Source organism: Streptomyces lichenis (assembly GCF_023218175.1).
Taxonomy (GTDB): domain Bacteria; phylum Actinomycetota; class Actinomycetes; order Streptomycetales; family Streptomycetaceae; genus Streptomyces; species Streptomyces lichenis.
Window position 1 is genome coordinate 117,830 of record NZ_JALPTH010000020.1, and the last position, 23,451, is coordinate 141,280.

Annotated in this window: 18 protein-coding genes and 1 pseudogene; 12 read left to right on the forward strand and 7 right to left on the reverse strand. The window is 74.1% G+C overall.

The window, feature by feature from the left end:
• Positions 1 to 12: 12 nt before the first annotated feature.
• The gene (locus M1O15_RS20625) at positions 13 to 483 is read right to left on the reverse strand and encodes an RDD family protein (RefSeq protein ID WP_248635566.1); all 471 of its coding nucleotides are present in this window, start codon (positions 481 to 483) and stop codon (positions 13 to 15) included.
• A gap of 244 nt (positions 484 to 727) precedes the next feature.
• Here M1O15_RS20625 and glnA point away from each other — a divergent pair, with 244 nt between their 5' ends.
• Positions 728 to 2,137, forward strand: a complete 1,410-nt coding sequence (gene glnA, locus M1O15_RS20630; RefSeq protein ID WP_248635567.1) for a type I glutamate--ammonia ligase — start codon at positions 728 to 730, stop codon at positions 2,135 to 2,137.
• Positions 2,138 to 2,375: 238 nt separating this feature from the next.
• Here glnA and M1O15_RS20635 read toward each other — a convergent pair whose 3' ends face one another.
• Together M1O15_RS20635 and M1O15_RS20640 are read right to left on the reverse strand one after the other, a co-directional pair.
• The gene (locus tag M1O15_RS20635; protein WP_248635568.1) at positions 2,376 to 2,648 is read right to left on the reverse strand and encodes a hypothetical protein; all 273 of its coding nucleotides are present in this window, start codon (positions 2,646 to 2,648) and stop codon (positions 2,376 to 2,378) included.
• A gap of 124 nt (positions 2,649 to 2,772) precedes the next feature.
• Complete coding sequence (locus M1O15_RS20640) at positions 2,773 to 3,663, reverse strand: Gfo/Idh/MocA family protein (RefSeq protein WP_248635569.1); 891 nt, start codon at positions 3,661 to 3,663, stop codon at positions 2,773 to 2,775.
• Positions 3,664 to 3,839: 176 nt separating this feature from the next.
• Here M1O15_RS20640 and glnII point away from each other — a divergent pair, with 176 nt between their 5' ends.
• Positions 3,840 to 4,871 carry a glutamine synthetase gene (gene glnII / locus M1O15_RS20645; RefSeq protein WP_248635570.1) on the forward strand — a complete coding sequence of 344 codons (1,032 nt, stop codon included), beginning with the start codon at positions 3,840 to 3,842 and terminating at the stop codon, positions 4,869 to 4,871.
• A 458-nt stretch (positions 4,872 to 5,329) separates the two neighbouring features.
• Complete coding sequence (locus M1O15_RS20650; RefSeq protein ID WP_248635571.1) at positions 5,330 to 5,908, forward strand: winged helix-turn-helix domain-containing protein; 579 nt, start codon at positions 5,330 to 5,332, stop codon at positions 5,906 to 5,908.
• A 64-nt stretch (positions 5,909 to 5,972) separates the two neighbouring features.
• On the opposite strand, the gene M1O15_RS20655 is transcribed toward M1O15_RS20650, so the two are convergent.
• Positions 5,973 to 7,448, reverse strand: coding sequence for a PepSY-associated TM helix domain-containing protein (locus M1O15_RS20655; RefSeq protein ID WP_372499519.1), 1,476 nt, complete (start codon positions 7,446 to 7,448; stop codon positions 5,973 to 5,975).
• Between the two features lie 111 nt (positions 7,449 to 7,559).
• Entirely contained in the window at positions 7,560 to 8,231 is a 672-nt protein-coding gene (locus M1O15_RS20660) for a hypothetical protein (protein ID WP_248635572.1), read from the reverse strand.
• 143 nt (positions 8,232 to 8,374) lie between these two features.
• Between M1O15_RS20660 and M1O15_RS20665 the strand changes: the two genes are divergently transcribed.
• Both M1O15_RS20665 and M1O15_RS20670 read left to right on the forward strand, forming a co-directional pair.
• Entirely contained in the window at positions 8,375 to 9,373 is a 999-nt protein-coding gene (locus tag M1O15_RS20665; protein WP_248635573.1) for a Rossmann-fold NAD(P)-binding domain-containing protein, read from the forward strand.
• 133 nt (positions 9,374 to 9,506) lie between these two features.
• Entirely contained in the window at positions 9,507 to 11,003 is a 1,497-nt protein-coding gene (locus tag M1O15_RS20670) for a DUF1996 domain-containing protein (RefSeq protein WP_248635574.1), read from the forward strand.
• Positions 11,004 to 11,182: 179 nt separating this feature from the next.
• On the opposite strand, the gene M1O15_RS20675 is transcribed toward M1O15_RS20670, so the two are convergent.
• Positions 11,183 to 11,668, reverse strand: a complete 486-nt coding sequence (locus M1O15_RS20675; protein ID WP_248635575.1) for a hypothetical protein — start codon at positions 11,666 to 11,668, stop codon at positions 11,183 to 11,185.
• Between the two features lie 198 nt (positions 11,669 to 11,866).
• On the opposite strand from M1O15_RS20675, the pseudogene M1O15_RS20680 reads away from it, so the two are divergent.
• The 4 genes and pseudogenes from M1O15_RS20680 to M1O15_RS20695 form a co-directional block, all read left to right on the forward strand.
• Positions 11,867 to 14,332, forward strand: a pseudogene (locus M1O15_RS20680) (alpha-N-acetylglucosaminidase); the annotation flags it as partial.
• A gap of 81 nt (positions 14,333 to 14,413) precedes the next feature.
• Complete coding sequence (locus M1O15_RS20685; protein WP_248635576.1) at positions 14,414 to 16,384, forward strand: hypothetical protein; 1,971 nt, start codon at positions 14,414 to 14,416, stop codon at positions 16,382 to 16,384.
• A gap of 85 nt (positions 16,385 to 16,469) precedes the next feature.
• Complete coding sequence (locus tag M1O15_RS20690; protein WP_248635577.1) at positions 16,470 to 17,396, forward strand: metal-dependent hydrolase; 927 nt, start codon at positions 16,470 to 16,472, stop codon at positions 17,394 to 17,396.
• A complete protein-coding gene (locus M1O15_RS20695) occupies positions 17,393 to 18,454 on the forward strand; it encodes a PDR/VanB family oxidoreductase (protein WP_248635578.1) in 1,062 nt (353 codons plus the stop codon). Before M1O15_RS20690 ends, M1O15_RS20695 begins: the two co-directional genes overlap by 4 nt.
• A 58-nt stretch (positions 18,455 to 18,512) precedes the next feature.
• On the opposite strand, the gene M1O15_RS20700 is transcribed toward M1O15_RS20695, so the two are convergent.
• Positions 18,513 to 18,821, reverse strand: a complete 309-nt coding sequence (locus tag M1O15_RS20700) for a hypothetical protein (protein ID WP_248635579.1) — start codon at positions 18,819 to 18,821, stop codon at positions 18,513 to 18,515.
• A 63-nt stretch (positions 18,822 to 18,884) separates the two neighbouring features.
• Here M1O15_RS20700 and M1O15_RS20705 point away from each other — a divergent pair, with 63 nt between their 5' ends.
• The 3 genes from M1O15_RS20705 (at position 18,885) to M1O15_RS20715 (ending at position 23,438) form a co-directional block, all read left to right on the forward strand.
• Positions 18,885 to 19,598, forward strand: a complete 714-nt coding sequence (locus M1O15_RS20705) for a TetR/AcrR family transcriptional regulator (protein ID WP_248635580.1) — start codon at positions 18,885 to 18,887, stop codon at positions 19,596 to 19,598.
• 322 nt (positions 19,599 to 19,920) lie between these two features.
• Positions 19,921 to 22,110, forward strand: a complete 2,190-nt coding sequence (locus tag M1O15_RS20710; RefSeq protein WP_248635581.1) for a phosphocholine-specific phospholipase C — start codon at positions 19,921 to 19,923, stop codon at positions 22,108 to 22,110.
• A 38-nt stretch (positions 22,111 to 22,148) separates the two neighbouring features.
• Positions 22,149 to 23,438, forward strand: coding sequence for a haloacid dehalogenase-like hydrolase (locus M1O15_RS20715; protein WP_248635582.1), 1,290 nt, complete (start codon positions 22,149 to 22,151; stop codon positions 23,436 to 23,438).
• Positions 23,439 to 23,451: the final 13 nt, after the last annotated feature.

Here is a 23,451-nt window from a genome sequence, read left to right on the forward strand (position 1 = left end):
TCTCCCGGGCGCTCAGCCCCGGACCTGCACCGCCCGCGCCAGCCGGTCGTGCAGCCCGCGCCCGTCCCGGTCCCAGATCAGGGCCGGCAGCGCCAGGCAGAGCAGCGCGCTGCGCAGAATCGCGCGGCCGGCGCCGAGGCGGTCGCCCTCCACCGAGATGACCCGCAGCCCGAACAGCCGCTTGCCCGGTGTGGCGCCGACGGTGCCGACGGTGAGCACACTGAGGGCGAAGAGCACGGCCACGGCCCAGTTGCCGACCACGGTGCCGCTGTCGCCGCGGGCGATGAGACCGTAGGCGATCAGCATGCACAGCGCCCAGTCGGTGAAGATCGCGCCGAAGCGCCGCCCGAGCGGGGCGAGGGAGCCGGGCCCCTGTTCCGGCAGACCGAGCCGCCGGCCCCGGTAGCCGAAGTCGGCGCCCATCTCCTCGGCGGCCGCGCGCGGCCCGGAGAGCCACGATCCGATTGCTTGCCTGTTGTCCACCCGACCACGGTACTGCGCCCGGTTTCGATCACTTCCGCCCGGGTCGGCGCCGGTCCGCGGGCGGGGGCGGCGGAGGGGTGGCGGTGGGCACGGCGGCCCTCCCTCCGGTTAACTTGGGCGAAACAAATGGGTCATGCTTGAGAAATCCCGCGTCCCTAAGGTCGGGACCAGCGTGTGCCACCGCACTGGCCGCACGACCGAGCTGCAAGCCCGCCCGCTCCCGGGTGGGAGTAGGAGGAGTTGGATGTTCCGGAACGCCGACGAAGCCAAGAAGTTCATCGCGGACAACGACGTCAAGTTCGTGGACGTCAGGTTCTGCGACCTGCCGGGTGTGATGCAGCACTTCACGATCCCGGCCAAGGCGTTCGACCCGGCCGAGGAGCTGGCCTTCGACGGCTCGTCGATCCGCGGTTTCCAGGCCATCCACGAGTCGGACATGGCGCTGCGCGCCGACCTGTCCACGGCCCGCCTGGACCCGTTCCGCCGGGACGCCACGCTGAACATCAACTTCTTCATCCACGACCCGATCACGGGCGAGCAGTACAGCCGCGACCCGCGCAACATCGCCAAGAAGGCGGAGGCCTACCTCGCCTCCACCGGCATCGCGGACACCGCGTTCTTCGGGCCCGAGGCCGAGTTCTACGTCTTCGACTCGGTGCGCTTCAACACCGCCGCCAACGAGGGCTTCTACCACATCGACTCCGAGGCGGGCGCCTGGAACACCGGCGCGGTGGAGGACAACCGCGGGTACAAGGTCCGCTACAAGGGCGGCTACTTCCCGGCCCCGCCGGTCGACCACTTCGCCGACCTGCGCGCCGAGATCTCCCTGGAGCTGGAGAAGTCCGGCCTCCAGGTCGAGCGCCAGCACCACGAGGTGGGCACCGCCGGCCAGGCGGAGATCAACTACAAGTTCAACACCCTGCTGGCCGCGGCCGACGACCTGATGCTCTTCAAGTACATCGTGAAGAACGTCGCCTGGCGCAACGGCAAGACCGCGACCTTCATGCCGAAGCCGATCTTCGGCGACAACGGCTCCGGCATGCACGTCCACCAGTCCCTGTGGACCGGCGGCGAGCCGCTCTTCTACGACGAGCAGGGCTACGCGGGCCTCTCGGACACCGCCCGCTACTACATCGGCGGCATCCTCAAGCACGCCCCGTCGCTGCTGGCCTTCACCAACCCGACGGTGAACTCCTACCACCGCCTGGTCCCCGGCTTCGAGGCCCCGGTCAACCTGGTCTACTCGCAGCGCAACCGCTCGGCCGCGATGCGTATCCCGATCACCGGCTCGAACCCGAAGGCCAAGCGCGTCGAGTTCCGCGCCCCGGACCCGTCCTCCAACCCGTACCTGGCCTTCTCGGCCCTCCTCCTCGCGGGCCTGGACGGCATCAAGAACAAGATCGAGCCGGCCGAGCCGATCGACAAGGACCTCTACGAGCTCGCCCCCGAGGAGCACGCGGGCGTCCCCCAGGTCCCGACCTCCCTGCCCGCCGTCCTCGACGCCCTGGAGCAGGACAACGAGTACCTCCAGGCCGGCGGTGTCTTCACCTCCGACCTGATCGAGACCTGGATCGACTACAAGCGCACCAGCGAGATCGCCCCGATCCAGCTCCGCCCCCACCCGCACGAGTTCGAGCTCTACTTCGACATCTAAGCCGCGAGGCTTGCACGAAGGCCGCCGCCCCCGCTCGTGTGGGGGTGGCGGCCTTCGGCGTTTCCGAGGGCTCCCCGTCCCGCCACGACAGCTCGCCATCCCGGCGCCCGACCCGGCGGAGACCATCAGGGCGGCCTTGGCGTGCGTCGCCCGCCCTGGCCCGGCCAGGGCGGGCACCGCACGCGCCCCTGGCCGTGCCGGGTGGGCGCGGGCAGGGGCGGAACGGGAGTGGGGTGGGTCAGCCGGTGTAGATGAGGGTGCGGACGAGGCGGCAGGTGGTGGGGGACGGGGGGTGGACGCCTATGCGGGTGGCGGTGGCGTGGATGGTGTCGTCGTCGGCGGCGGCGGGGTGGTAGACGCCCGCGTCGAGCAGGGCGATGGCGAGGCGCATCGCCTTCAGGCGGCGGTTGTGGGTGATGTACCACTCGCGGGGCAGGCCCGCAGGGAGCGGCTGCTTGGTGGACGGCTCGATGCGGGCTGCGGGCAGGGTCGTGAGGGTGGCTACGGCCATCGGCGACCTCCTGGTACGCGGTGCGGGGCCCTCCCCCGGGCCCCTGCTCAGTGTCTCCATTCTACTGGTGGGGACTGACAATTCGCCCTGGTGAGGGAGGGTTTGGAGGCCTGGAACGGCAGTGTCAGGCGGGGTCGGCGGTGGCGAGGAGTTCGGTGAGGCGGAGGCCGAAGCGGGCGTCGCAGGGGTGGGGGCGGCCGGTGCGGGCGGCGGTGAGCAGGGCGTCCACGGCGGCGTGCAGGGCGTCGGTGGCACCCGCCCAGGAGGGGAGGGCCGCGCGGCCGTGCTCGCCGAACAGTTCGATGCCGGCGTGCGCGGCCCTGGGCGGGGCGCTGAGGCTCATGGAGGCCGTGGCGGTGGCGCCCGAGGCGTGCCGCAGGACCAGGTGGCGGCCGCCGTCCGGGTCGGTGACGGCGGCGGAGAGGTCCGTCACCTCGCCCAGGACGGGGAGCAGTACGGAGAGCACATGCGGGCCGACGTCCCAGAGGGCGCCCTTGGCGCGGCGCCAGGGGGAGGCCGCGTACTCGCTGCCGGAGCCGGCCGCGAAGAGGGAGCCCAGCCAGTGGGCCTGGGCCAGGTACCAGCCGCCGAGCGCGGCCTGCTGCTCGATCCAGGGCGCGGTGTCGGGGGCGAAGCGCAGGGTGCAGAAGACCACGGAGGCGGCGCCGGACCGCTCGGCGGCCTCGGTGACCTCGCGGGCGGCGGCCACGGTGGTGGCCACCGGCTTGTCCAGCAGCAGATGGCGGCCGGCCTCGGCGGCCCGGGCGGCGAGCGGCGCCTGCACGTCCGGGGGCAGCGCGAAGGCGAGCGCGTCGCAGTCGGCGATCAGCGCGTCCACGTCCTCGTAGGCGCGGGTGCCATGGGTCGCGGCGAGCTCGGCGGCCGCCTCGGGGCGCCGGCCCCACACCCCGGTGAAGTGCACCCCGGGGTGCGCCGCGAGTACCGGGGCGTGGGTGTGGCCGGCCCACGGACCGGTGCCGAGAAGCCCGATACGGAAGGGAGAGGAGGTGCTCATGGGGTCAGTGTGCCCGGGGTACGTCCGTTCGTACGACAATCGCGCACGGGTGGGTGCCCGGGGCTCCTTTCGGCTGGCCACCGGGTAACACGGGGTTCATCGTCGGGCAACGGCCGGGAAACGCCCTGTTGCCAGGCTGCGCGCATACCGCTGCACCCGCGAAGGATGAGGTTGTCGTGAGCATCAAGGCCGAGTACATCTGGATCGACGGCACCGAGCCGACCGCCAAGCTGCGCTCCAAGACGAAGATCCTGGCCGCTCCCGTCGACGGTGTGGACGCCCTGCCGATCTGGGGCTTCGACGGCTCCAGCACGAACCAGGCCGAGGGGCACGCCTCGGACCGGGTGCTGCGGCCGGTGTTCTCCTGCCCGGACCCGATCCGCGGCGGCGAGCACGTGCTGGTGCTGTGCGAGGTGCTGAACACGGACCTGACCCCGCATGTCTCGAACACGCGGGCCGCGCTGGCCGAGGTGGCGGAGAGGTTCACCGCGCAGGAGCCGATCTTCGGCATCGAGCAGGAGTACACCTTCTTCGACGGCGAGCGGCCCCTCGGCTTCCCGGCCGGCGGCTTCCCGGCCCCGCAGGGCGGCTACTACTGCGGTGTCGGCGCCGACGAGATCTTCGGCCGGGACGTGGTGGAGGCCCACCTGGAGAACTGCCTCGCCGCCGACCTCGGGATCTCCGGCATCAACGCCGAGGTCATGCCCGGGCAGTGGGAGTTCCAGGTCGGCCCGCTGGCCCCGCTGGAGGTCTCCGACCAGCTCTGGGTGGCCCGCTGGCTGCTGTACCGCACCGCCGAGGACTTCAAGGTCTCCGCGACCCTCGACCCCAAGCCGGTGAAGGGCGACTGGAACGGCGCCGGGGCGCACACCAACTTCTCCACCCGGGCGATGCGCGAGGGCTACGAGGCGATCATCACCGCCTGCGAGTCGCTGGGCGAGGGCTCCAAGCCGCTGGACCACGTCAAGAACTACGGGGCCGGCATCGACGACCGGCTGACCGGGCTGCACGAGACCGCCCCGTGGAACGAGTACAGCTACGGCGTCTCCGACCGCGGCGCCTCGGTGCGCATCCCCTGGCAGGTCGAGCAGGACGGCAAGGGCTACATCGAGGACCGCCGCCCCAACGCCAACGTCGACCCGTATGTAGTGACCCGGCTGCTGGTGGACACCTGCTGCACGGCGCTGGAGAAGGCCGGGCAGGTCTAAGCCGTGGGGGAAGGGGGGAGGCGTCCGCCGCGTGGTGCGCGGTGGGCGCCTTCGCGCTGTGGGACGACGGATGGGCCGGTGCGGACAAGTCTCCCGGCTGGACCGGTACGGACAAGCCGCTTTCGGTCATGGGCGGTTACGGGAGGCCCCGGATCTGGTTCAATAGGTGTCATGGCCAGCATTCAGAGCACCGCGACGGGTCGCAGCGACCTCATGCCGTTCTGGCCTACCCGTCAGCATGACGACTTCGACCGGGTCTGTTGCCGCGCGACGCACGCGCCGGCCTGCTGAGAGACTCCTCGGTCACCTCGCCCCACCCGCCCGTTCCGCACCGCCGCCCCGCAATCTCCGGGTCCGCGGTCCGGTCGTCTGGTGGGCCGTCCACCGCAGGACGCCCTCTCGCCGCCGCGCCACGACGTACTCCCTCGTCCCTCCGCGCCGCGAAAGAGCTGATCCCCATGCCCAACACCCGTACGCTTCCCGTCCGTTCGTCCGCCGCGACCGCTCCTGCCGAGCCCCCTCTGGCTCCCTCCCCCGCCGCCCCGTTCCCCGGGCGCAGACTGCGCGCGGTGGGCCGGGACGAGGCGGTGGAGGCGGTGGACGTCAGCGAGCTGCTGGCCCCCGGCGCCACCTGGCTGCCGGCTCCTCCCAACGCCGTACCCGCGCTGCCCGGGCAGCCGCCGATGGTCGGCTATCTGGTGCTGGTCCCGGCCGCCGGGGCCGAGGCGCCCGGTCCTGCCGGCGACCCGGTCGGCGACGGGCCGGTGACCATCGACGGTGAGCGGCGCACCGCCCTGGTAGACGGGCGGGCGCTGGACCTGACGTATCTGGAGTTCGAGCTGCTGGCCCATCTGGTGGCCAACCCGCACCGGGTGCACACCCGTGACCAGCTGGTGACCACGGTGTGGGGGTACGGGCATGTGGGCGACGGGCGGACGGTGGACGTCCATGTCGCCCGACTGCGCCGGAAGCTGGGCGCCGAGCACCGCCACACCATCCAGACGGTGCGGCGGGTCGGTTACAAGTACACGCCCTGAGGGGGTAGTTCGGCGGGTGGCGGAGGGCGGTACCTCCGCCACCCGCCGGCTTCGTCCCTGCCGGTCAGCCGGTACGGGACGGGGTCGCCGCTCCCGGGCCGGGCCGGTCGCGGCGGGCGGTGACAGCGCCCACGGCCGCGTCCACCACCAGGAAGGCCAGCAGGCTCAGGCCCAGCATCGGGACGAACCAGCCGGTCAGCGCGGCGACCGCGGCCAGCGGCAGCAGCAGGGTCGCGGGCACCCGGCGCCAGGCGCCCCGCCGGGCCGGGCGGCCGGGGCCGGAGCTCCGCCCCTTCACCGGGCCGCGCTGCCACCACATCCGGTAGCCCCAGACGATCAGCAGGACCAGGGCCGCCATCAGGGCGGCCAGGGCGAGCTGGTTGGGCAGGCCGAACAGCACACCCATATGGGCGTCGATGCCGTAGCGGGTCAGCTTGGCGAGCAACGGGAAGTCGCTGAAGCGGAGTCGGTCGGTGATCCGGCCGTCCGCCGGGTCGACGGCCACCGAGTCCAGCTGGACCGGGAAGGCGGTGTCGGTCTGCTTGACGACATAGGCCTGCCCCTCGGCCGGCAGGGTGACCGCGAGGCTGCCGCCGTCCACCCCGGCGGCCCGGGCCGCCTCCACGGCCCGGTCGATGCCGATGTCGGGTCCGGCGGAGGCGGCCGGGTCGGGCTGATGGCCGGCGCCGTGCCCCTCGTGTCCGCCGCCGCCCGGGGCGGCCCCGTCCAGGGCGGCGGAGACGGCCGGGGTGGCCCCGCCGAGCTGGGAGCGGACCGCGTCGATGTTCTCGCCCGCGTACCGGGACCAGGTCAGTCCGGTGGCGGAGAGCAGCACCAGCCCGGCCACCGCCCACAGCCCGACCGCGCCGTGCCAGGACAGGGTGCGGCGGCGGCCGGTGAGCCCGCGCTCGGGTACGGCGAGGGAGCGGCGCCCGGTGCGGCGGCGGCCGATCCACAGGGCGAGCCCGCCCAGCGCCACCACCCACATCCAACTGGCCGCCATCTCGCTGTAGTTGCGGCCCAGCTCGCCCAGGTGCAGATCGACGTGGAGGCGGGAGAGCCAGGTGCGCAGCGGCAGGGCGCCGCTGCTGCCGTAGCTCGGCAGGTCACCGCGTACCTCGGCGGTGTACGGGTCCACGAAGACGGCGAGCTGGACGCCCTCCGCCAGTTCGGGGTCGGCCATCAGCACCCGGGTGGTGGCGCCCGCCTCCGGTGAGGGCCAGACGGCGGTCACGGTGCTGTCCGGGTGGGCGGCGCGGGCGGCCTCGACCTGTTCGCCGAGCGGCAGGGTCCTCTCGCCGACCGGGACGTACAGCTCATGCCGGTAGACGACCTTCTCGGCCTGGTAGGAGAGGGCGTAGAGCATGCCGCTGAGCGCGGCGACCAGCAGCAGGGGGGCTATCAGGATCCCGGCGTAGAAGTGCAGCCGGAGGAGGAGAGGGCGCAGGGCCGCCCAGGTTCCGGAGCCCTGGGTGGTGGCGGATTCGGGGAGGGGGGCGGCGGGCATGCCGGAGGGCATGCGGGCGTCGTCGATGGACATGACCGTCCTGGGTGTCGGCGTGGTCTGCGCCCGGCGCGCGAGCCGGTGCACGGGTGTCGTCACCGGTGGGGCGCGCGGGGCGGCAGGGGGAAGCGGCCCCGGGCGGACGCGTCAGAGGTACGCGGCGGCGGGGACCGTGGCTCGGGGTGCGGGCAGGACGGGTGGCCCGCGCCGGGAGAGGGTGTGCGCCAGGACCACGCCGCGGTGGCGGCGAGGGGTACGGGCCCGGGGCCGCGGCGGCCGCGGGGGCTCCGGCGGCACCACGGCGGTGGGCCGCGGCCGCCAGGGGGCGAAGGCGAGGTCGGCGAGCGTCCGGGCGAGAAGGAAGAAGGCGGCTTCGCCCCGGGCGAGCCAGAGCGCGCAGACGGCGGCGGCCAGCAGATGGGCGGCGGCCATCCCCGGGGTCGTACCGGAGTGCAGCACGGTCGCTAGTTCGCCGAACGGCCCGTCGGCGGCGGAGCCGGTGACCGCCATCGCCTCATGGACATGGGCATGGTTCGGGTGCGGGTGGGCGGGGAGATGGCCGTGGCCCTGTCCGAGGCCGAACACGGTGTGCAGCCCGGCCTGGGCGGCGACCAGCGCCGCGCCGATGCGGACCGCGCCTCGTCGCCGGCCGGCCGCGGTCCAGGCCAGGGCGCTGGTGGCGGCGAAGGCGAGAAGCAGCGAGGCCGACGGGACATCATGCGCGGACATGGACGAATGCCCCACCGCGGCCAAGGTGACGCATACCGCTGCGAACAGCGCGGCTCGCAGGGCGCGCAGCGGCGACCGGGTGTCCGTCATGGTGCGCCCATGCTGCCATCCCGGTGGGTGAGTGGTGGAGCCACCCGTTCCGCCGCGAACGGAGGGAGCCGGGCCCCGGTGCCGGTTCCACCACTGGCGAAAGGGCTGTTCGGGGCGCGGGCGGCGGTGGCAGGCTCGGCGGGGTGAAGCTGCTGATACTGGGTGGTACGGAGTTCGTCGGGCGGGCGGTCGCCGAGGCCGGCACGGCGCGGGGCTGGCGGGTGACGGTGTTCCACCGGGGCCGCCATGAGCCGCCCGCGGGGGTGGAGTCACTGCACGGCGACCGGACGGCCGGGGGTGGGCCGGCCGCGCTGGCCGAGGGCGACTGGGACCTGGTGGTGGACACCTGGTCGGGCGCGCCGGTGGCGGTACGGGACGCCGCACGGCTGCTCGCCGGGCGGGCGCGCCACTACACGTATGTCTCCAGCCGGAGCGTCTACGCCTGGCCCGCACCCGCCGGGCTCGCGGAGGACGGGCCGCTGGTGGACGTGGCCGACTCGGCGGCCGACTCGACCGGCGACGGGCCGTACGCGGAGGTCAAGCGGGGCGGGGAGCTGGCGGCGGAACGGGAGTTCGGGGCCGAGCGGGTGCTGCTGGCCCGGGCGGGGCTGATCCTGGGACCGTGGGAGAACATCGGCCGGCTGCCGTGGTGGCTGGGCCGGATCGCCCGCGGTGGGCCGGTCCTCGCGCCGGGTCCCCGTGAACTGCCCGTGCAGTACATCGACGTACGGGACCTGGCCGGATGGCTGCTGGACGCGGCGGCGGCCGGCCGCACCGGCCCGTACAACCTGGTCTCCCCGCCCGGGTACGCCACCATGGGCGGGCTGCTGGAGGCATGCGTCAAGGCCACCGGCTCGGACGCGGAGCTGCGCTGGACCGACCCGGAGGCCGTGCTCGCGGCCGGTATCGAGCCGTGGAGCGGGCTGCCGGTGTGGCTGCCGCCCGGTGAGCTGCACGACGCGATGCACCGTGGCGATGTGAGCCGGGCGCTCGCGGCGGGGCTGGTCTGCCGGCCCGTCGAGGAGACGGTCGCCGACACCTGGGCGTGGCTGCGGGAACTGGGCGGCGCGGCCCCGCAGCGGCCGGACCGGCCCGAGGTCGGGGTGAGCCCCGAGCAGGAGGCGGCGGCGCTGGGTCACTGACCCGACCCGGGACCGGGGACCCGGGGGCACGGCCTCCGGTACGGCTTCGCACCAGTCCCCCTGGCCGTTGAACGCCGCAGGCGTCCCGTCCGTATGGAACGGCGCGGTTCCCCCCGCCCAGGATTGGAGTTCCATGGGACGCAACAGAAAACGCTCGAAACTGGCCAACCGGGCGATCGCCGCCTCGGCTGCCCTGGTACTGGGCGGCGGCGGGGTGATCGCGGCCAATGTGTACGCCTCCGCGGGCCAGGGCTGGGGCCGGGCGCCGCAGCAGCAGCGCCCGGTCATCACCGCCGCCCAGCAGTTGTCGACCATCGACTGCCCCGAGGTGGCCAACGGGCTGCGCGCGGTGCCGGACCGGGCCCGCGTCGAGGTGGACCAGGAACTCGCGGCGATGGACAGCCAGATCACCCAGGCCTACCAACGGTTCGCCGAGGAGAAGGACCAGGTCCAGCGGGACGGGTCGTATGCGGACAACGCGATCCTGCGTCCGCTGAAGGACAAGCGGACCGCCGCGATCGGGCGGATCGTGATCGCCATCGACCGGGTGGCCCAGCGCCCCCAGGGCCTGGAGGCGCTGGCCTCCTGCACCCTGCGTTCGGACGACAGCACCCAGGTGAAGACCCAGAACGGGCAGGGGCAGGGCCAGGGCCAAGGGCAGAACCAAGGGCAGGGGCAGCCGCCGGGCCAGGGACAGGGGCAGGGCCAGGGGCAAGGCCAAGGTCAGGGACAGGGACAGGGCGGGAACGGGCCGGTCGCCTCCGACTTCGTGGACATCCAGTCCGTACGGCCCAACGTCCGCCAGCCGCGGAAGCTGCGCGGCGCCTCCCGGGGGACGTTCACCACCGACTGCGGGCGCAACGAGAACGGCAAGTTCAACCCGGACAACGTCATCGTGGCGCCCGGGGTGAGCAACGGAGCCCACCATATGCACGACTACGTCGGCAACCAGGCGAACGACGCCTTCGCCAGCGACGACGACCTGGCGGACGGCGCCACCACCTGCCGCAACCAGGGCGACCGCTCCACCTACTACTGGCCGGTGCTGCGACTGCAGAACGGGCAGAACGAGAACGACGCCGACGCGGACGGCGGCGGCCGCGACCGGAACGTGGGCGAGATCCTCACCCCCGCCCAGGTCACCCTGAACTTCACCGGCTCCCCGGTGTCCCGGGTCACCGCCATGCCGCGCTTCCTGCGGATCATCACCGGTGACGCCAAGGCCTTCACCAACGGCACCGCCAACGCCAACGCCTCCTGGAGCTGCACCGGCTTCGAGAACCGGCAGCTCAAGGACAAGTACCCGATCTGCCCGCAGGGCAGCGACGTGGTGCGCACCTTCACCTTCCAGAGCTGCTGGGACGGGCAGAACACCGACAGCGCCAACCACCGCACCCATGTCGCCTTCGCCGGCGCCAACGGCCGCTGCCCACAGGGCTTCCGGGCCATCCCGCAGCTGGTGCAGCGGATCGTCTACGACGTTCCGCCGGGGACCGTCTTCGCGGTGGACTCCTTCCCGGAGCAGCTGCACAAGCCGGTGACCGACCACGGGGACTTCATCAACGTCTTCGACAACCGGCTGATGCGCCAGCTGGTGAACTGCGTCAACAGCGGACGCCGCTGCGCCTGACCGGGCCCGGCCGGGCCCGCCGAACCGCGAGGGGCCCTGGTGAGCGGTCACCAGGGCCCCGAACGGCTGCGTACCGATGCGTACCGATGCCGGGCACCCCTCGGGCGGGGCCGCCCGGCCGGTGCTTCGACCGGGCGGGCCCCGCTGTTTCGTCGGGGACGCCCCTCAGACCTGCGCGGTCAGCTCGTGCCGTGCCCCTGGTGACCCTCGTGCTCCTCGCTCCCCCCACTGCCACCGCCGGGCTCCTCCTGGTGGTGCGGCGAGGCGGTCTCCACCGCACCTCCGAGCCGGCCGCGCAGCGCTTCCACCGCCTTCTCGTCGCCGACCGCGACCCACTTGCGGCCCACCAGATACGAGCCGCCGTAGTCGTTGGCCTCGTTGATCCACTCCCGCTGGCCGCGGTCGGTGGCGAAGGTGGCCAGCACGTATGTGCCGTCGTCGGTCGCGCAGTTGGCCTGGCGGATCTCCTCCGCGTCGGTCTGGATGTTGGGCTCGCAGTCCACCTTGGCGGCGAGCTGCTCCAGGGTGCCCGTGGCCGGGCTGGGCGAGGCCGGGACGCCGGCCGCGGGAGCGCCACCGCCCGCGTCGCAGGCGCCGAGTATCGGCAGGGCGAGGGCCGCGAGCGCGGCGGTCAGCAGGGCCGGACGTGTTCGTTCGGTACGCATCCGGCCATGGTGCCGCCTCGTCCCCCCGCCCCACAGGGCAACCGCGGGTAACGTTCGGCAGCGCACGTGCCTGACGGACAGCCAGGGAACAGCCCAAGGGGGGCCAGCGGAAGGAGCGCCGCCGTGTACGAGCTGCCGGAACCACCCCTCACCCGAGGACGGCCGTCGAGCGGTACGCCGCTGTCCCGGCGCACCCTGCTGGGCGCGGCCGGGGCGGTGTCCCTGCCGGCCGCCGGGAGCGGCACCGAGGCGGCGGCCCGGGCCCGTCCCCGTACCGCCCCCGAAGCGCCGGACGGCGGGATGGCGGCGGCCCGGGCGGCGCTGCGGCGGCTGCTGCCGGACCGCCACGCCGAGCAGTTCCGGCTGACGGCTCTGGAGGTGGCCGGCGGAGCCGACCGCTTCCGGGTGACCGGGGTGCCGGGGCGGATCGAGGTGGCCGGGACCGGCCCGGCGGCCGTGCTGACCGGCGTCCACTGGTATCTCAAGTACGCCTGCGGGGCCCATCTCTCCTGGGCGGGCGGGCAGACGCGGCTGCCGGACACCCTGCCCGGCCCGGACCGCAGCCGTACCGCGCTGGACCGGGAGGCCACCGTGGCGCACCGGTTCTTCGGCAACGACACCCATGACGGCTACACCTCCCCGTACGCCGACTGGGCCCGCTGGGAGCGGCTGATCGACGTGCTGGCCCTGCACGGCTTCAACGAGGTGCTGGTCACCGTCGGGCAGGAGGCGGTGTACCACCGGATGCTGCGGGAGTTCGGCTACCCGGACGCGGAGGCCCGGGCCTGGCTGCCGGCGCCCTCGCACCAGCCGTGGTGGCTGCTGCAGAACATGAGCGGCTACGGCGGCCCGGTGACGCCTGAACTACTGGCTGCCCGGGTGGAGTTGGGGCGGCGGATCACCGGCCGGCTGCGGGAGCTGGGGATGGCGCCGGTGCTGCCGGGCTTCTTCGGCACGGTCCCGGACGGCTTCGCCGCCCGCAATCCGGGCACGGACGCCCGGACCGTGCCGCAGGGCGTCTGGGCCGGGCTGAAGCGACCCGACTGGCTCGATCCCCGAACTCTTGCCTTCCGGTCGGTGGCGGCCTCCTTCTACCGGCACCAGGCCGAACTCTTCGGTGAGGCACGGTTGTTCAAGATGGATCCGCTGCATGAGGGCGGTGCGACCGGGGATGTGCCGGTGGCGGCGGCCGGGCGGGCGATCGAGGCGGCGCTGCGGGCGGCCCGCCCGGAGGCGGTGTGGGTGCTGCTGGGCTGGCAGGCCAACCCGCGCCGGGAGCTGCTGGACGTGCTGGACCGGCGGCGGACCCTGGTGGTGGACGGGCGCTCCGATCTGGAGGCGGTCACCGACCGGGAGCGGGACTGGGGCAGCACGCCGTACGCCTTCGGCACCATCCCCAACTTCGGCGGGCGGACCACGCTGGGCGCCCGGACGCACGTCTGGACCGAGCGGTTCACGGCCTGGCGGGACCGGGCCGGGTCGGCGCTGGTGGGGACGGCGTTCCTGCCGGAGGCGGGCGAGCGGGACCCGGCGGCGTTCGAGCTGTTCTCCGAACTGGCCTGGCGGCGCGAGCCGGTGGACCGGGCGGCTTGGTTCGACGGGTACGCGGACTTCCGTTACGGCGGGGATGACGGGGATTCGCGGGCCCGGGAGACCATGGCAGTGCTGCGGGAGACCGCGTACCGGATCACCAGCCGGGACGGCCGCCCGCATGACTCGATCCTGGTGGCCCGGCCCAGCCTGGACGCCGCCTCGGGCACCCACTACGCCACCCACTCCCCCGCCTACGAACTGCCCCCTTTCGAGCGGGCGTTCAGCGCGCTGCTCGCCGTACGCGAGGAGCTGCGGAACTCCGACGCGTACCGCTACGACCTCACCGACCTCACCCGGCAGGTGCTGGCCAACCGCTCCTGGCTGCTGATCGGTCAGCTGCGGGCGGCCCATGGCCGCGCCGACCGGGCCGCGTTCGGGGAGCTGTCGCGGTGGTGGCTGCGGCTGCTGCGGCTGGCCGAGGAGACGGCGGGCTGCCACCGGGCCTTCCTGCTGGGGCCGTGGCTGGCCGAGGCGCGGCGGGCGGGGCAGGAGCGGACGGCCAGGGTGCTGCTGACCAGTTGGGCGGACCGGCCCACCGCCGACGGCGGGAGGCTCGCCGGGTACGCCAACCGGGACTGGTCCGGGCTGCTCGGGGAGGTGTATCTGCCGCGCTGGCGGGCGTACCTGGACGAGCTGGCGGACGCCTTGGCGGCGGGCCGGGCGCCGCGCGCCTTCGACTGGTACGCGAGCGAGGAGGCGTGGACCCGGGGCACGGAGCCGTATCCGGTGCGGCCGGCGGGTGACCCGTACCGCACCGCGCGGCGGGTGTACGAGACGCTGGCCCGGGCCCCGTACCAGGGCGAGGTGGCGGTGCGTGCCGAGGGGCGGGCGCTGGCGGTCACCTTCCGGAACGCCTCCGGGCTGCGGGCCACCGGGCCGGTCCGGCTCACCCTGGCCGCCCCGGCCACCACCGGCCGCCCGGACGCGGCGCTGGCCCCGCTGGCGCCGGCCGCCTCGGCCACCGTCCGCTTCCCCCTCGCCACCGCCCCCGGCCCCGGGCGGCTCCGCTGGGAGGTGCGGGCGGAGTTCGGGCCCGAGGGTGAACGGCCCGTCACCGCCGTCCACACGGGCGAGTCACCGCCAAGCTGACCCTGCGACGCTGGTCGGGGCTGGGCCAGGTGACCGAACCGCCCATCGCTCGTTCTGCTGAAAGTGAGCACCCAGGACATCGCCGCCCCCGCGCCATCCCCCTCCCCCGTCGACGTCGGCCAGGCCGAGGCGGCGCTCGTCGAGCACTACCCGGACCTCGTCCGCCTCGCCTATCTGGTCCTGCCGTCGGGGCTCGGGCGCAACCGCCGGGTGCTGACCGCGCACGCGCTGGTGCAGCGCTCGCTGCCGCGCCGCCGCACCACCCCGGCGAGCGGCGCCATGCCGGGGCAGCGGCGCGCCGGGGAGCCGGCCGGGGGCGCGGTGGACGCCGGGTACGCGCTGATCCGGGTGGAGGTGGTCCGCCAGGCGCTGGACGCGGGGGTGCCGCTGGGCTGGCGGGCGTGGCCGAAGCGGTCGCAGCTGCCGCCGCTGCTGCCCCGGGTGTGGGGGCTGCGGCTCTTCCCGCGCGCGGGCGGCGCGGAGGAACTGGCCCTGGACCAGCGGCTGTCGGAGCTGTCCGGGGCGGGCCGGGCGGCGTACGCGCTGCGCGGTCTGGAGCGGCTGGGCGACGCGGAGGCGCACCGGGTGCTGTCGGCGGCCGGGGTGGCCGATCCGGCGGCGGCGGTGGCGGAGGCGGACCGGGTGGGCGCGGAGGCCGGGCAGGCGCTGCTGCGGTCGCCGGAGTTCGACCCGTGTTCGCTCCAGGCCCGGCCGACCGATCTGATGCGGCGGCGCCAGCACGGGCGGGCCGCGCTCGCCGCGCTGGCCGCCGCCGTGGTGGCGGGGACGCTGCTGGGGCTGCCGGGTGAGGGCTGGGGCCCGGACGGGGCGGCGGCGCCGCCGTACGCGCGCAACGCGGCGGTGGAGGCGGCGCTCGACCCGGTGAACCTGCGGAAGGTGGCGCCCTCGGTGTGGCAGCGCTCGGCGCGTACCGACTTCTCGGTGTGGCCGGCGCGCGGCGGGCTGACCCGGGACACCGCGCTGCTGCGGCGGGCGCTGGCGGTGTGGACGCGGCCGGGTGGCACGGTGGCCGCGTCGGCGACGCCGGGGACCCCGCCCGGTCCGCCGATGGGACCGCCGCAGCTGCTGTTCGCCGGGGAGGTGGACCGGGCGCGGGTGGTGCTGTTCCACGACGGGCTGCGGGTGGTGCGGTACGCGGAGCCGGTGGACGGCGCGCCGGCGGGCGGCCCGGAGGTGGCGCTGGACTTCGCCCGCGCCGACGGGGCGGACGCGGTGGGGGCGAGCGCCCTGGTGGTGGGCCGTACCGACGCCAACGTCCGCTATCTGACGGCCCCGTGGGTGAGCGGGGTGAGCGCCCGGGACCTGCTGGGCGGGGTGGTCGGTGAGTCCCGGCCGGTGCGGCGGGACGCCCAGGGGGTGACCGATCCGGTGCCGAGCCCGGTGGCCCCCTCGCAGTGCAAGGTGTGGGATGTGCTGGAGGTGCGCGAGGGCGGTGGTACGCGGACGCTGACCGATCTCGGGGAGCTGCTGCCGGCCCGGCTGACCTCCGGGCCCCCGTCGGCGCCGGTGGATGTCTCGGACGCCCGGTCCCGGGCGGAGTGGGCGCGGACGGCCTGCCTGCTGCCCTCGGTGCGGGCGGCGGGGGTGCGGTCGGTGAACTCCTGGCGGTACGCGGAGCAGACGCTGCCGGGCGAGGTGGGCCGCGCGGCCTGGCTCTGCACCCGGGCGGAGACCTGGCGGGGCAGCGGGGTGAAGGTGCTGGCCCAGTTCCAGGCGCCGGGCACGGGTACGGGGGTGCCGGCCGCCAAGGGCGACGACTCCCCGGCCTGCGGTGCGCGGGCGCCGCAGGTGCTGGCGGGGGTGCTGTGGCGGGTGCCGGGCAGCGGGGCGGACGCCCCCTGGTACCTGCTGGCGGCGGGCAGCCAGGAGGTGGCGACGGTGTCCGCGTCGGGCGGCGCGACCGGCACCGGTGAGGGGCGGCGGATGGCGCTGGAGCTGGACGCCAAGCCCACCGAGCCGGTGGAGCTGGCCGGGAAGCTGGAGAGCGGCAAGGACATCGTCTCGCTGCGGTGACCCCCGTCGTGCCGTACGGAGGCGTGCCCCGGGAACCCGGTGCACGCCTCTGGTATGTCCCCCTACCCCTCAGTACATTGACGCCATGTCTCACACGCACGCGGCGGAGGACGGTCCTTTCGATGTCCAGGACCGTGACCGGGTCGAGCTGAAGGCCCGGAAGGTCTCCTTCGACTGGGCGGACACCCCGCTGCACTGGGTGCCCGGTGACCCGTTCACCACGCACACCATCAATGTGCTCCATCTGCTGCTGCCGGCCGGCGAGCGCTGGTTCGTCCATGTCTACCGGCAGGTGCTGCCGTACATCAGGGACGAGCGGCTGCACGCGGACGTGATCGGCTTCATCGGCCAGGAGGCGATGCACGCGCAGGCGCATGACGACGTGCTGCCGCAGCTGCGCCGGCTGGGGCTCGACCCCACCCCGTACACCGCCGAGGTGGACTGGCTGTTCGAGAAGCTGCTCGGCGACCGGGCGCTGCCCCCGGGGAAGGCCCGGCGGTGGTGGCTGATGGAGCGGGTGGCGCTGATCGCGGCGATCGAGCACTACACGGCGTTCCTCGGCGACTGGGTGCTGAACGCCGAGGAGTTGGACCGGCGGGGGGCCGATCCGATGATGCTGGACCTGCTGCGCTGGCACGGCGCGGAGGAGGTGGAGCACCGGTCGGTCGCCTTCGACCTGTTCATGCATGTGGACGGCGGCTACCGGCGGCGGGCCAGGACCTGGGCCACCGCGTTCGCCGCGCTGGTGTTCCTCTGGCAGCGCGGGACCCGGTTCTTCATGGCCAACGACCCGGCGCTGCCCGCCGGTTCCTCCCGGCGGGCCACGGTCGGCGACTTCGTCCGGCGCGGGCGGCAGGGCGTACTGCCGTCCACCCCCGCCATGCTGCGCTCCATCCCGACCTACCTCAGCCGCTCGTACCACCCCTCCCAGGAGGGCAGCACCGCCCAGGCGGTCGCCTATCTCGCCTCCTCCCCGGCCGCGAACGCCCCCGGTCCGGAGGGAGCCCGATGACACCCCGCCTCCACACGGTGGTCCTCGCCGCCGGAGCGGCCGTCCTCGCCAAGCGGGCCATGCGCCGGCGCATCCAGGCCGCCCCGCTGTGGCCGCTGCCCGCCCTGGACGAACCGGTGTCCGGGCGCGGCGACCGCTCCCCCACCGTCCGCCGCCGTCTCCGGATAGCCGAGCGGACCACCCCCGCCGAGGGCGTCGTCCAGCTCCGGCTGGAAGGCCGGCAGCTTCCGCCCTGGCAGCCCGGCGCCCATCTCGACCTCGTCCTGCCCTCCGGACTGGTCCGCCAGTTCTCCCTGTGCGGCGACCCGGCCGACTCCACCTCCTACACCGTCGCCACCCGGCTGGTGCCCGGCGGCCGGGGCGGCTCCCGGGAGGTGCACGACCGGCTCCACGAGGGCGGCGAGGTCGAGTTCCGGGGCCCGCGCAACCGCTTCCCGCTGGTGGAGTCGGAGTCGTACCTCTTCGTGGCCGGCGGCATCGGCATCACCCCCGTCCTCCCCATGGTCCGCGCCGCCGAGGCCGCCGGCGCCGACTGGCGGCTGCTCTACTGCGGCCGCTCCCGGGCGACCATGCCGTTCCTCGATGAGCTCATGACTCTGGGCAGCAGCGGCCGGGTCACCGTAGCCCCCGAGGACGAGTCGGGCCTGCCCGACCTGGCCTTCCTCTCCTCCACCACCCCGGCAACGACCGTCTACTGCTGCGGCCCGGAAGGCCTGATGGCGGCCGTCGCATCCGCCCTACCGCCCGGGATGGCGCCCCGACTGGAGCGGTTCGCCCCGGCGGCGGGCGGGGCCGGCCGCCCCTTCACCGTCGAACTGCGCCGCTCCGGCCGCACCCTGCCGGTCGCCGCCGGCCAGTCCCTGCTGTCCGCCGTACGTGCCGAGCTCCCCCACCTCACCTACTCCTGCGAGCAGGGCTTCTGCGGCACCTGCCGCCAGACGGTGCTGGCGGGCGAGGTGGACCACCGCGACGAACTCCTCACGGAGGAGGAGCGGGCCGACTCCATGCTCCTGTGCGTCTCACGCTGCGCCGGGGAGCGGCTGGTGCTGGACCTGTAGGCGTCCTGGGGGCGGGCGCCTTCGCCGTCCGTCCGCGCCGCGGCCACCGCACCGCCGCCTACGGCAGCAGCAGCCAGTCCGCCGCCAGGGCCGCGACCAGGCCCACACCCAGCAGCCAACTGCCCAACCTGGTGCGGCCGTTGCGGCTCAGCTCGATGACGACTCCGCACAGCACCATGGCGAGGCCGTAGACGCCGACGACCAGGACGGAGGTGCGGGAGGCGAGGCGGAGGACCAGGACGACGGCGAGGGCGACCAGGAGGAGGGAGGCGGCGGTGATACGGAGCAGGCGGGCCTGGCGCGGGGTCAGGCCCTTGGCGGAGGCGGGCGCGGTGGGGTCCGGGGTGTCCTCGGGCAGTGCGCTCATGTGGCCGGAGCGTAACGGACGGTGTGCGGGGAGGGGACGGGGGGCTGCGGTTAGGCTGGCCGTATGACGAGCGGGGTGCGGCGCAGAATGGGCGTCGAGGAGCGCAGGCGGCAGCTGATCGGGGTGGCCCTGGAGCTGTTCAGCAAGCGGTCGCCGGACGAGGTCTCCATCGACGAGATCGCCGCCGCCGCGGGTATCTCCCGGCCGCTGGTCTACCACTACTTCCCCGGCAAGCAGAGCCTGTACGAGGCGGCGCTGCGGCGGGCCGCCGACGAGTTGGCGGCGCGGTTCAGCGAGCCGCGCACGGGGCCGCTGGGGGCGCGGCTGCGGCGGGTGATGGGGCGGTTCTTCGACTTCGTGGAGGACCACGGGCCCGGCTTCGCGGCGCTGATGCGGGGCGGTCCGGCAGTGGGTTCGACCGCCACCAACGCGATGATCGCGGAGGTGCGGCAGGCCGCGTACGAGCAGATCCTGGCCCATCTGGAGGTCGGGACCCCGTCGGCGCGGCTGGAGTTGTGCGTACGGTCCTGGGTGTCGCTGGCGGAGTCCACGGCGCTGCTGTGGCTGGACGGGCGCCGGGTGCCGCGCACGGAGCTGGAGTTGCAGCTGGTGCACGACTTCGCGGCGCTGGCGGCGGTGAGCGCGGCCTATGACGAGGAGATGGCGGGCCTGCTGGTGCGCATCCTCGCCGACGAGCCGGCCGACGGGCCGTTCGGGGACCTGGTCGGCCAGCTGGCGGGGCTCGCCACCCGGATCCCGGTGCAGCGCGGCGCCTGACCCGAGGCGCCGGGCGCCCGGTGTGGCGCGGGTCCGCCTGACCCGAGGCGCCGGGCGCCCACCGCGGGATGGTCGGTTCTGCTTGTCTTGCGGACGTATCAATCATTTTGCTTCAGAGTCCCTTGACGGTGGTTTGCCGGTCCACGTAGAAGTGTCGACTGTCGCCACCCCGGTCTCCGCGCACCGCGGTGCGACGCGACGGCCCCACCCCTGGTCGCCGACGTCGACCGTGGATCTCCCCCTCCCCCCGTACCGCCGGTCGTCCCCGGAGCGCGGCCCGCACCGCCTCGTCGTCCCCCTCCGATCCGAAGGTGCCCCCCTCATGTCCGACAGCACCCCGCGTATGTCCGACAGCACCCCGCGCCTGTCCGACGGCATCGCGCGCAGAAGCTTCCTCGCCTCCGCCACCGCCGTCGCCGCGACCGCCGTGGTCGGCCTCCCCTCGACCCGTGCGGCCTCGCCCGACTTCCTGGAGCCGGTGGCCGGGGCGGCCGCGGTGGCGCCCGATCCGCGGCTGGCCCCGGTGAAGCACGTGGTGATCCTGATGCAGGAGAACCGCAGCTTCGACCACTACTTCGGCACCCTCAAGGGGGTGCGCGGCTTCGGCGACCACGCCGTGGTCGACCTGCCCGGCACCGCCTCCGGGCCGTCCGGCCGCACCGTCTTCCAGCAGCCGAAGGGCAGCGGCTCGCTCTTCCCCTGGCGGCTCAGCGCCGGCAGCGGCGGCTGGAAGAGCTCGCAGTGCAAGGTGGACGGCGGCGGCCACAGCTGGACCGACCAGCACGGCGCCTGGAACGGCGGCAAGATGGACAACTGGTACGCCGCCAAGGGCCGTACCGGGATGACGCTCGGCTACCACACCCGGGCCGACATCCCGTACAACCACGCCCTCGCCGACGCGTACACCATCTGCGACGCCTACCACTGCTCCTCGCTGACCGGCACCGGACCGAACCGCAACTACCTGTGGTCCGGCTCGATCGGCGCGGGCCTGGCGGGCGCCAACCAGGTGAACCACAACGGCGGCGACTTCCGGCGCAAGGAGCAGAACTGGCTCACCTACGCCGAGCAGCTCCAGTCCGCCGGGATCAGCTGGAAGGTCTACCAGGTCTACGACAAGAACGCGGCGAAGAACTACGGCGACAACGCGCTGGAGTACTTCGGCCGGTTCATGACCGCGGACCCGGCGAAGGACGGCAAGGGCGACCAGGCGCTGTGGCGGCAGGGGGTGGCCGGGGTGCCCTACAGCGGCGGGGACGTGGCGAACGCCATCGTCGCCGCACTGCGCGCCGACGTGGCGAACGGCACCCTGCCGCGGGTCTCCTGGATCGTCACCGACTACGCCAACTCCGAGCATCCCAACGCCAGTCCGGGGTTGGGCGCGACGGTCACCAAGCGGGTGCTGGAGGCGCTGGCCGGCAAGCAGTCGGTGCTGGACTCCACCGTCTTCATCCTGACCTACGACGAGAACGACGGCTTCTTCGACCATGTCCCGCCGCCGGTGCCGGCCGACACCTCGGACGCCACCGAGCATGTGGCGGGGGCGCCCATCGGGCTGGGCTTCCGGGTGCCGATGATCATCGCCTCGCCCTGGACCCGGGGCGGCCGGGTCAACTCCCAGGTGTTCGACCACACCTCGGTGCTGCGGTTCCTGGAGCGGTGGACCGGGGTGGCCTGCCCGAACATCGGCGCCTGGCGGCGGGCCGTCTGCGGCGACCTGACCTCCGCGTTCGACTTCGCCAACCCGGTGTACGGGCCGCTGCCCGCGCTGCCCGCCGCCGTACCGTCCGGCCAGCCGGTGATGGACGGCGGCGCCTGCGACGCCACCTCCGCGCCCACCGCCCCGTCCGGCACCGGTACCCGCCCGGCCCAGGAGTCCGGCAACAAGGACGCCTGCGCCCTGCCGTACCAGGTCAACGCCTATCTCGACCGCTACGAGGGCACCGACCCGAAGGGCACCCAGAAGGTGTGGATCGCCCTGGAGAACAAGGGCGCCGAGGCGACCTCCGCCGCCCACCTCGCCGCGTACGCCAACGCCTACCGCGGCGGCGGGCCCTGGCAGTACACCCTGAGCCCGAACGGCGCCACCAGCGACTTCTTCAACATCGGCGGGAGCGCCTACGGCAACGGGCGCTACGACCTGACCGTCATCGGCCCCAACCGCTTCCTGCGCCGCTTCACGGGCGACACCTCCACCGCCACCGGCCGCTACGCCCGGGCCAAGAGCTACTTCGCGGACCAGGAGGGCGCGACCGCCCTCTGGTTCCAGCTGTCCAACGACCACCCCACCCAGGGCGTCACCTTCACCATCACCTCCAACAACTACCGGGCCGGCAGCTGGACGTACCAGGTCGGCTCCGGCAAGAGCACCAGCGACTACTTCCGCCAGCTCGCCTACGCCTCCGGCTGGTACGACTTCACCCTCACGGTGAGCAACGACCCCGCCTGGTCGCAGCGGTTCATCGGGCACATCGAGAACGGCCGCATCAGCCGGACCGGGTCGACCGCCTGACCTCCCACCGTCCCCCCACCGATAGGCCGGCCCCCTCCATGAGACACCGCACCACCGCCATCCTGGCCCTCCTCCTGGCCGCGGCCGCGACGGTCCTGCCCGGTCCGGCGCCCGCCGGGGCCGCCCCGCCGTCCGGCGCCCGGTCCGCGGCCGGCGCCTGCCCGCGGCTCGACGCCCGCCTCACCTGGTACGGGAACAACCGCGAGCGGCTCCAGGAGCTGATCGACCGCCACGGCCGCTGCCTCCCCGCCCAGCGCGGCATACCGGGGAAGTCCAAGCCGCTGGCGGTCTTCGACTGGGACAACACGGTCGTCAAGAACGACGTCGGCGACGCCACCACCTTCTGGCTGCTGCGCAACGACAAGGTGCTCCAGCCCACCCGCAAGGACTGGCGGACCACCAGCCCGTTCCTCACTCCGGACGCGGCCGCCGCCCTGCGCCGGGCCTGCGGCACCGCCGTCCCCGCCGGCCGGCCGCTGCCCACCAGCGGCGACACCCGCTGCGCCGACGAGATCCTCTCCGTCTACAGCGACGGCGCCACCACCGCCGGCGCGCCCGCCTTCGCCGGCTACGACCACCGCCGCACCGAGCCGTCGTACGCCTGGGCGGCCCAGCTCCTCGCCGGGCACACCCCCCGGCAGGTCCGGGGCTACGCGGCCACCGCCCGCGCCGAGAACCTGCGCGCCGCGCCGGGCACCCAGCAGCGGGTCGGCACCCGGAAGGTCACCGGCTGGATCCGCTACTACGACCAGCAGCGCGACCTGATCAGGACCCTGCACCGCGCCGGGTTCGACGTGTGGATCACCTCCGCCTCCGCCCAGCCCGTCGTACAGGTCTGGGCCCGTGAGGTGGGGATCGGCGCGGACCATGTCATCGGGGTGGAGAACCTGCGCTCCGGCGGACGGCTCACCCCCCGGCTGCGCGGCTGCGGCGGCGACCCGGAGGCGATCCCGTACATCGACGGCAAGCGCTGCGCCATCAACCGCACCATCCTCGGCGTACCGCCGCACCGCGCCTTCGAACGCCAGCCGGCCCACCGGCGCCAGGTGTTCGCCGCCGGTGACTCCGACACCGACGCCACCTTCCTCCACGACGCCACCGGACTGCGCCTGGTGCTCAACCGCAACAAGGCCGAGCTCATGTGCCGGGCCTACCACAACGGCGACGGCGGGTGGATCGTCAACCCGATGTTCCTGGAGCCCAAGCCCGCCCTGAGCACGCCCTACCCCTGCGCCGAGCGCGCCCGCGTCAACCCCGACGGCTCCCTCGGCCCGGTCCTCGACGACCGCGGGGCGGTGATCCCGGACCAGAGGGACACCGTGTTCTGAGGACCCTCGGGAG

What these genes read in the sequence shown, in the direction of transcription:
- M1O15_RS20700 (WP_248635579.1), bottom strand. Translation starts at nt 18,821, where the DNA reads ATGAGCGCACTGCCCGAGGACACCCCGGACCCCACCGCGCCCGCCTCC.
- M1O15_RS20670 (WP_248635574.1), top strand. Translation starts at nt 9,507, where the DNA reads ATGGGACGCAACAGAAAACGCTCGAAACTGGCCAACCGGGCGATCGCC.
- M1O15_RS20640 (WP_248635569.1), bottom strand. Translation starts at nt 3,663, where the DNA reads ATGAGCACCTCCTCTCCCTTCCGTATCGGGCTTCTCGGCACCGGTCCG.
- M1O15_RS20635 (WP_248635568.1), bottom strand. Translation starts at nt 2,648, where the DNA reads ATGGCCGTAGCCACCCTCACGACCCTGCCCGCAGCCCGCATCGAGCCG.
- M1O15_RS20705 (WP_248635580.1), top strand. Translation starts at nt 18,885, where the DNA reads ATGACGAGCGGGGTGCGGCGCAGAATGGGCGTCGAGGAGCGCAGGCGG.
- M1O15_RS20675 (WP_248635575.1), bottom strand. Translation starts at nt 11,668, where the DNA reads ATGCGTACCGAACGAACACGTCCGGCCCTGCTGACCGCCGCGCTCGCG.
- M1O15_RS20655 (WP_372499519.1), bottom strand. Translation starts at nt 7,448, where the DNA reads ATGTCCATCGACGACGCCCGCATGCCCTCCGGCATGCCCGCCGCCCCC.
- glnA (WP_248635567.1), top strand. Translation starts at nt 728, where the DNA reads ATGTTCCGGAACGCCGACGAAGCCAAGAAGTTCATCGCGGACAACGAC.
- M1O15_RS20660 (WP_248635572.1), bottom strand. Translation starts at nt 8,231, where the DNA reads ATGACGGACACCCGGTCGCCGCTGCGCGCCCTGCGAGCCGCGCTGTTC.
- M1O15_RS20710 (WP_248635581.1), top strand. Translation starts at nt 19,921, where the DNA reads ATGTCCGACAGCACCCCGCGTATGTCCGACAGCACCCCGCGCCTGTCC.
- M1O15_RS20650 (WP_248635571.1), top strand. Translation starts at nt 5,330, where the DNA reads ATGCCCAACACCCGTACGCTTCCCGTCCGTTCGTCCGCCGCGACCGCT.
- M1O15_RS20695 (WP_248635578.1), top strand. Translation starts at nt 17,393, where the DNA reads ATGACACCCCGCCTCCACACGGTGGTCCTCGCCGCCGGAGCGGCCGTC.
- M1O15_RS20715 (WP_248635582.1), top strand. Translation starts at nt 22,149, where the DNA reads ATGAGACACCGCACCACCGCCATCCTGGCCCTCCTCCTGGCCGCGGCC.
- M1O15_RS20690 (WP_248635577.1), top strand. Translation starts at nt 16,470, where the DNA reads ATGTCTCACACGCACGCGGCGGAGGACGGTCCTTTCGATGTCCAGGAC.